6 protein-coding genes and 2 pseudogenes are annotated in these 6,969 nt (G+C 64.7%); 3 read left to right on the top strand and 5 right to left on the bottom strand.

The features are described 5' to 3' along the window. Together VGH54_RS27480 and VGH54_RS27475 are read right to left on the bottom strand one after the other, a co-directional pair. Positions 1-145: pseudogene (locus tag VGH54_RS27480) on the bottom strand (hypothetical protein); the annotation flags it as partial. A gap of 50 nt (positions 146-195) precedes the next feature. Then, positions 196-1,110 carry an alpha/beta hydrolase gene (locus VGH54_RS27475; protein WP_331515288.1) on the bottom strand — a complete coding sequence of 305 codons (915 nt, stop codon included), beginning with the start codon at positions 1,108-1,110 and terminating at the stop codon, positions 196-198. A 144-nt stretch (positions 1,111-1,254) separates the two neighbouring features. On the opposite strand from VGH54_RS27475, the gene VGH54_RS27470 reads away from it, so the two are divergent. Next, the gene (locus VGH54_RS27470) at positions 1,255-2,322 is read left to right on the top strand and encodes an amidohydrolase family protein (RefSeq protein ID WP_331515287.1); all 1,068 of its coding nucleotides are present in this window, start codon (positions 1,255-1,257) and stop codon (positions 2,320-2,322) included. A gap of 6 nt (positions 2,323-2,328) precedes the next feature. Here the strand turns inward: VGH54_RS27470 and VGH54_RS27465 are convergent, their stop codons facing one another. Then, a complete protein-coding gene (locus tag VGH54_RS27465) occupies positions 2,329-3,111 on the bottom strand; it encodes an enoyl-CoA hydratase/isomerase family protein (RefSeq protein WP_331515286.1) in 783 nt (260 codons plus the stop codon). A 240-nt stretch (positions 3,112-3,351) separates the two neighbouring features. Between VGH54_RS27465 and VGH54_RS27460 the strand changes: the two genes are divergently transcribed. Further along, positions 3,352-3,930: an XRE family transcriptional regulator gene (locus VGH54_RS27460; protein ID WP_331515285.1), complete on the top strand. Its 579-nt coding sequence runs from the start codon at positions 3,352-3,354 to the stop codon at positions 3,928-3,930. A gap of 9 nt (positions 3,931-3,939) precedes the next feature. On the opposite strand, the gene VGH54_RS27455 is transcribed toward VGH54_RS27460, so the two are convergent. Then, positions 3,940-5,157, bottom strand: coding sequence for an acyl-CoA dehydrogenase family protein (locus tag VGH54_RS27455; protein WP_331515284.1), 1,218 nt, complete (start codon positions 5,155-5,157; stop codon positions 3,940-3,942). A 195-nt stretch (positions 5,158-5,352) separates the two neighbouring features. Here VGH54_RS27455 and VGH54_RS27450 point away from each other — a divergent pair, with 195 nt between their 5' ends. Then, positions 5,353-6,627, top strand: coding sequence for an alpha/beta hydrolase (locus tag VGH54_RS27450; RefSeq protein ID WP_331515283.1), 1,275 nt, complete (start codon positions 5,353-5,355; stop codon positions 6,625-6,627). Here the strand turns inward: VGH54_RS27450 and VGH54_RS27445 are convergent. Beyond that, positions 6,568-6,969 (bottom strand): annotated as a pseudogene (locus VGH54_RS27445) (esterase); the annotation flags it as partial. The gene VGH54_RS27450 and the pseudogene VGH54_RS27445 overlap by 60 nt on opposite strands.

The following is a 6,969-nucleotide window of genomic DNA, read 5'->3' as shown; positions in this document are numbered from 1 at the left end:
CGGCCTTGGTGTGGTGGAAGGTCTTCGCGATGTCGGCGTAGACCAGCACCACGAGGAAGTAATCGAAGGCGTCCATCGTCCAGCCCAGCAGTGCGGCGATGAACGAGTTGCGTTGATCTTTGGTGAGCGGTGGGTTTCCGGGCACCCGCTCCGTTTATCACACAGCGCGTGACGGTGTCGCGCGCACGAGCGAAATCAGCTCTTTTCGATGCTGTCCCAGAGCTCGACCATGGTCTGCAGAATTTCCTCGGCAAAGCCCAGGCCCGCGAGATGGCTCTCCCCGGGCAGTGTGTACAGCTCCGCGTCGGGCAGCCGCGTGACGACGTGCTCGCCGTGAGCGAACGGCACGATGTGATCGCGGTCGCCATGCCACCAGCGGACCGGGATCTTCACCTGGTCGAGCCGGAAGCCCCAATCCCGGGCGAACACGACGACGTCGGCGAACGGGGCCGACAACTGTTTGCGCGAACCGTTGAGCAGATCGTCGAGGAACATCGCCTTGAATTCCGGACGCACCAGCAGCCGCCGATCGCCCTCCGGAGACACCCGCGCGTAGAGGTACAGCGCGGGCTCGGCGACCGGCTTCAGCAGACGGATGAAACCGACCGCCGCCCACCGGATCGGGAACCCCGCTACCGCAAGCAGCGGCGCCACCGTCGATCCGAGTGACATCAGTCCGCCGCTGATCGCCTCCGGGCCGACCGTGGGCGCCACGCCGCCCAGCACCCCGACCGCAATGACACGGTCGGGCAGTGCCGCCGCGCATCCCAAGGTGTAGGGGCCGCCGCCGGACAGGCCGATCACCGCCATCTTGTCGATGCCCAAGGTGTCGGCGACGGTGCGCAAGTCGTCGGCGAAAGCGAGGACGTTCTCGTATTGATGCGGGGTGGACGCCCCGATGCCGGGGCGATCGATGCCGATCAGCCGGATGTGGTTGTCCTCGGCGTACACGCGGGCCTCGGCCGGGATCTGACGTCGCGCGCCAGGAGTGCCGTGCAGCCAGAAGATCGCACGACCTTGCGGATCGCCGAACTCGGCAAACCCCAGCTGTCGGTCGTCGCCGACCGCGATATTGCCCTCGAGCTTGGGCCGAGCAATCGAATACGCCATTACGGCAGTGTTACATGGACGGCCGCGCTGGATTCACGTTAGGACAACTGGCACGGCTTGTTTGGCCGGCGTTTTGGAAGCGATGACGCCGTCGGTGGTGCACGCTGCATACAACACCATGGATCCTGACGACGGGAGCGAGTTATGCACATCATCGATGCCGACGGGCACGTCGCGGAAAACCCATCGTTCGCGATCGAGGCCATGAAACGCTGGCCGCAGCGGGTTACGGCCAGTACCGACGGCAGACCCAGGTTGGTCATCGAGGGCCGCAACTATCCCGAAGACACCGGCCCGGGCGCCGGATGCCCGCCCGAGCACGGGATCAGCAAGGCGTCCGACATCAACTGCCGGTCGGTGGAGGGCGTGCTCGGCGACGCCGACCGCGACCACATCGACACCATGGTGCTGTATCCGAGCATGGGGCTGTGCACGCCCAGCCTCGAGGATCCCGAATTCGCCGCCGGGTTCGCCCGCCACTACAACCAGTGGATTGCGGATTTCTGCGCCCCGGCGGGCGGCCGATTGCGCGGCGTCGCGGTGGCCCCGGTCGAACATGGACAGGCGGCGATCGACGTCATGCGGGAGGCCAAAGAGCTCGGGCTGGTGGCCACCCTGGTTCCGCCGGCACTCAAGACGCGCAACCTCGACCACCCAGACCTCGATCCGTTTTACGCCGCCGCGGTCGAGCTCGGTATGCCGCTCGGCATTCACGGCGCACCCGGTATCCACCTGCCGAAGATCGGTGTCGATCGCTTCACCAACTACATCCAGGTGCACTGCATCAGCTTTCCGTTCGACCAGATGACGGCGATGACCGCGATGGTCTCCGGCGGTGTTTTCGATCGGCATCCCGGATTGCGGGTGGCCTTCCTCGAGGCGGGCGTGGGCTGGGTGCCGTTCTTCATCGACCGCCTGCACGAGCATTTCGAGAAGCGCGGCGACTGGATTGACCGTGGCTGGCAACGTGATCCGCAGGAGTACGTGCAGGCCGGCAACATCTTCGTGACCTGCGAGCCGGAGGAGCCGATCCTGCCCGGCGTCATCGACGTGCTCGGCGACGACTTCATCATGTTCGCCAGCGACTACCCGCACTGGGACGGCGAGTGGCCCGAGAGCACCAAACATCTGCGCACGCGGCCGGACATCAGCGAAGCGGCCCGCGCGAAAATCGGCGGGCTGAATGCGCAGCGCTTCTACGGCCTCAACTGAGGGCGATCAGCGCCCCTGCCATTTCGGAGGTCGCTTTTCGGCAAAGGCGCGCGGGCCTTCTTTAGCGTCCTCGGTCGCGAAGATGCGGTCGCTGTGCAGGGTTTCGTTGGCATAGGCAGAGTGCAGATCCAGCGCCAGGCCCTCGACAGCTGACTGTTTTGTCGCCGACACGGCAAGCGGCGCGTTGACCGCGATGCGCTCGGCGTACTCATAGGCGATGTTCATCAACTGCTCGCCCGGCACTACCCGATTGATCAGCCCCATCGCGAGCGCGCGGTCGGCGCCGACCATGTCCGCGGTCAACAACAACTCCATCGCCAACGCGTAGGGCAACTGGCGAGGCAACCGCACAGTGCTGCCGCCGCCGGCAAACAATCCGCGCTTCGGCTCCATCACGGCGAATCGCGCCTGGGGCACGGCGACGCGAATATCGGTGGCCGTCAACATCTCGAATCCGCCCGCCACGCAGACACCATTGACCGCGGCGACGATCGGCTTATAGATCGGAAACTGGTGCAGGACAGCGTGAATGGCGTCGCTTTTGTTCCATCCCTCGGGCTGCGGCAAGTCGCCGGTCAACTCAGGAATAAACTTCTTGAGATCGGCTCCGGTGCAGAAATCGCGACCAACTCCGGTGATAACGGCGACCCACGCGTCGGGGTCATCGCGAAAGGCTGCCCAAGCGTGGGCAAGGTCGCGGAAATGCTCCATGTCGAGCGAATTGCGAGTCTCGGGCCGGTTGATCGTGATCGTGACGATGCGACCGTTCCGCACGTAGTCGATGCTCACCGCGTCCTTTGAGATTCGCAGCCGCTATCTTAGTAATAATAGTAAATCACTTGGACTTTGATCTGGCCAGCGTGTGGAACGGGCTCCACTGCACGCAGGCGCTACCTACTGAACGTGCGCGCACTACCCCTATGCGGGCCGACGTCGTTACCGATACCCTCTTCCATGCAGCTGTCGGGACGGAAATTGGCGGCAGCCCGTCATGATCTGAGCTGAACACCAACAATGAGTTGAGGGGCTATGGGCGAATTCGATCAGCACGAGGGTGAGGCGCAAACCATTGTGAATCTCGCCGAGGCGGCGATGCACATGTACCGGGCGGCGATCGATTCGCTGCCATTTCCTGAAGACAAGAAGTTCCAGAAGCGCGCCGAAGTGGTGCTCACCGGTATGCGGAAATTGCGCGCGGCGCTGACCGAAGCGGCCAGCCACAGTCGGCCCACTCCCACCGTCATGATGGCGCTCAGCGATGTCCGGCGGCGCTACGACGATCTGATGGAGCGCGCGGCCGACGCCCCCGGATCGACGCTGGGACAACAGCTCTACAACGCCCGCATCCACGCCAAGCTGTCGGCGCACGAGGCGGCCCACGGGTTTGGACTTCGACGCGAGCTGCCCGACGAGCTCGAAGAAGGCGCGACGCCCACCGCGCAGGAGATGCCGCTCGTCGAGCAGCTGATCGCCGCGATCCGGTGGGTGGCGGGGCTCGACGAAGGCAAGTTCGAGCCAGAGCCGCCACCGGTCGAGGAGCACGTCAACGGCTGGGATGAAGCGCTAGCCATGAACGGCGCCAGCGAAGAGGCGCACGCCACCAACTAGCGGCGTGCGTCAGCGAATGGGCAGACCGGTCAACGCCCGGCCGATCACCAGTCGCTGAATCTCGCTGGTGCCTTCAAAGATGGTGAAAATCTTGGCATCCCGGTGCATTCGCTCGACCGGGTAATCCCGCGTGTAACCGTTACCGCCGAGAATCTGGATGGCTTCGTCGGTGACGTACACAGCGGTCTCACTGGCATAGAGCTTCGCCATCGAACCCTCGGCTGAGGTGAACGGCTTGTTGTTGCGCTGCATCCAGCTGGCCCGCCATACCAGCATTCTGGATGCGTCGATCCGGCTCTTCATGTCGGCCAATTTGAAAGCAACAGCCTGGAATTCGGCGATTTTGCGGCCGAATTGTTCACGCTGACCCGAATACTCCAGCGCGTACTCGTAGGCAGCACGGGCGATACCCAGAGCCATCGCACCCACGGTCGGACGAGTGCGCTCGAAGGTCATCATCGCCGCCTGACTCGAGGTGCGATGCCCTTCCCGGATCTTGGCGATCCGGCGTTCGAATTTCTCTCGGCCGCCGAGGATCAGCTCACCGGGAAGGCGGACGTCGTCGAGCACTACCTCGGCGGTATGCGACGCCCTAATGCCGTGCTTCTTGAACTTCTGGCCCTGGGACAGGCCTTTGGTGTCGGGGGGGACGATGAACGTCGCCTGCCCTCGCGTGCCCAGCTCGGGTTCCACCGACGCCACCACCACGTGGACGTTGGCGATTCCACCGTTTGTGGCCCAGGTCTTGGTGCCGTTGAGCACCCACTCGTCGGTGGCTTCGTCGTACCTGGCTCGGGTGCGGACAGCGCCGACGTCCGACCCGGCGCCCGGTTCGGAGGAACAGAAGGCGGCCAGTTGGGGATCGCCGGGGCTGCCGAACATCTGCGGCAGCCACTCGCCGATCTGCTGGGGCGTTCCGTTGGCGGCCAGTGCGGCTGCCGCAAGCCCGGTGGCCATGATGGACAACGCGATACCGGCGTCACCCCAGAACATCTCTTCGAAGACGGTCGGCATACCCAGCCCGCTTGCTTCGCCCGCCATCTGGGCGAACAGATCAGGGGTGTAGAGCCCGACTTTGGCGGCCTCTTGGATGATCGGCCAGGGGGTCTCTTCGCGCTCGTCCCACTCGGCGGCCGCCGGGCGGATCACCGATTCGGCGAATTCGTGCACCCAGTCACGGACCTGCACCACTTCCTCGGATAGATCCAGTGAAAAGGTGGCGTCCATCAGCGCTCCTATCGATTGTTGCGCCCGCATCCCTGTGGTGTCCGGTCAGCTGAACATCTGTCACATACAGTAAACGCTTGTACACTGAGTGAACAAACCGGCAGCTCGGACCGGGCTCCACAGGTAGGTTCGGGCAGCAAAGGGAGATGCCAGGCCATTGTGACACTCGTTCACCCGAACTCGTGAGGGGGCCACATGCAACGCAGTGACATCCGCGCCGTCGGCGATCTGGCAGGGGAGGCGTCGTCGGTGCTGACCGCCCTGGTGCGGGGAATGCACGCCGGCATCTCCGGTCGCGTATTCGACTCGATGGGGCCGTCGGCAACGCCGACCCGGACGATCCACGACGGGTTGGCGCGGGCGATCTACAGCGGAGTAGACCGCGGGATTCGTGGCGCTGCCCGTGTCGCGGGAATCGTTGCCGCCGAAGTGTGGGGTAACGAGGCCGACGAAGCTCTCGAATCACGCACCGATGCCACCGCCGCCGCGATCGCCGCGGTCAATGGAATCTACGGCGATGTGTTGACCGAACAGGGGAGCCCACTCGCGGGCGCGATGACGATCCGGTGCGGCGACAAACCGGTGGCGCTGACGACCGAGGCCATCGCGGAGGCATACCCGGCGGCCACCAACCGCGTCGCCGTCTTCGTGCACGGTTGGTGTCTGACCGAGCGGTCATGGTCCCGTCGGCCGGTCGAGGCCGAAGACGGTCGAAGCTACGGCGAACGGTTGCGCGAAGATCTCGGATACAGCCCGATTGTTCTGCGGTACAACACCGGACTGCATGTGTCGGCCAATGGCCGCACGCTTGGCGAAATTCTCGAGCTGTTGCATGACCAGTGGCCAGTCCCTATCAGCGAGCTCGTCCTGGTCGGCCATTCGATGGGTGGTCTGGTGGCGCGCAGCGCATGCCACTACGGGGCGGAGCTGCAGCACGGCTGGACCAACGCCGTCAGTCGGGTGGTGTGTTTGGGCTCGCCGCATCTGGGTGCCGACCTGGAGAAAGGCGTGCACATCGCGTCGTGGGCGTTAGCGCGGTTGCCCGAAACCCGGGCTATCGCAACCTTTTTGAACACTCGCAGCGATGGCGTGAAAGACCTGCGGTTCGGTGCGTGTCTCGACGAGGACTGGCGGGACGCCGATCCGCATGAGTTTCTGCGGGATCGTTGCCGGGAGGTGCCGTTCCTGCCTCATACCAGCTATCACTTCGTGTCATCCACGGTTACGCCGACACTGCTCGGGTTGATCGCTGGCGATCACCTTGTCCGTTCGAAAAGCGCTGCGGGCCTTGGCAAGTCACGACGCATTCCGTTCGAGCCAGAGCTCGGGCTGACGCTGACCGGGTTGAATCACTTCGACTTGCTCAATCACCCACTGGTGTACGCGAAGTTGCACGACTGGCTGGCCCACTCACCCGAGCGGTTGGCCCGCGGCGGCGATACGAGCAGCAACGTCTGCGGTGACGGCTAGCGTCTCGGCGTCGATAGCAGCGCGGTAGCGTCCGGCGGACGCGTCGTAGACCGCGCCGGCGATCGAGCCGTGGTCGGCCGGCAACTCGACAACCTGCACCGGCCAGTGGTGCTCGCGCAGCGCCGCGGCGAAATCGTGGCCCACCGAAACCGGGATGACGCGATCGGCGAGGCCGTGCAAAAGGGTGAAGGGGGAGCGCGGTGCGCCATCGTTCACCTGGGTCGCCGGGAATTCGTTGAAGATCGGGTCGGGCACCATGAACGCGCCGGCAAGGCAGACGGTGTGGGCGAACGCCACGCCTAGCCGCTGCGCCTGCACGGTCAGCCCCGCCGCGGCGAGGCC

Origin of the sequence: Mycobacterium sp. (assembly GCF_036488105.1) — a bacterium.
Classification (GTDB): Bacteria; Actinomycetota; Actinomycetes; order Mycobacteriales; family Mycobacteriaceae; genus Mycobacterium.
Note: the sequence above shows the minus strand (reverse complement) of the source record. Positions and strands in the feature narration are given on the sequence as shown.